The organism is Streptomyces sp. SID14478 (assembly GCF_010548525.1).
GTDB lineage: Bacteria > Actinomycetota > Actinomycetes > Streptomycetales > Streptomycetaceae > Streptomyces.
Genome location: NZ_JAAGMG010000132.1, coordinates 1 through 651 on the forward strand (window position 1 = coordinate 1; position 651 = coordinate 651).

The 651-nt window shown below is 74.2% G+C and carries 2 protein-coding genes; both read left to right on the forward strand.

What is annotated here, in order from left to right:
• The coding region (locus G3I40_RS05055) for a WYL domain-containing protein (protein ID WP_164300942.1) at window positions 1-227 on the forward strand (227 nt) is incomplete at its 5' end.
• Window positions 228-387: 160 nt separating this feature from the next.
• A partial coding sequence (locus G3I40_RS05060) for a class I SAM-dependent methyltransferase (RefSeq protein WP_164300943.1) occupies window positions 388-651 on the forward strand: 264 nt, incomplete at its 3' end.

A 651-nucleotide genomic window follows, 5' to 3' on the forward strand; every position in this document is an offset into this window, starting at 1 on the left:
CCGCCGCCCGCGCCGCGCGCGACACGGCCCGCGCCGAACCCGACGGCTGGACGCGTGCCCGGATCCCCATCGAATCGGTCGCACACGCCCACGACGAGTTCCTGCGGCTCGGCGCGGACATCGAGGTCCTCGAACCCGTACAGCTGCGGAAGCGGATCACGGCGACGGCGGCCGGGCTGGCGAAGTTGTACGCGCGCGGCGACTTACGGGCGGGCGGCGACGACTGACCGCGCGTGAGCTACCTCTCCGCGTTCCGTCAGGGCCGGGGCGGCCGCCCCTCCGACGTCCCTCGATTTGCCGACCCGGCAAGTCTTCTTGCTTGCACGTACGCCCCCGCGCACGCTGGGACGACACCCGCAGGAACGAACGAAGGGCGGCGACCCCCTCATGGCACACGGCCACCACCACGGTCACGGCGACCACGACCGTACGCACCTGGACTGGGCCGGGATGATCCCGGACATGGAGCGCAACGCCGAGGTCTACGCGCCCCTGTACGCGGGCGCCATGGAGTGGCTGGACGCGTCCCGCCCCGGCGGCACGGCCCTCATCGTCGACGTGGGCAGCGGCCCCGGTGCCGTGTCGCGCCAGCTCGCCGGCGCCTTCCCCGGAGCCCGCGTCGTCGCCGCCGACCCGGAGGAGGCGCTGCTC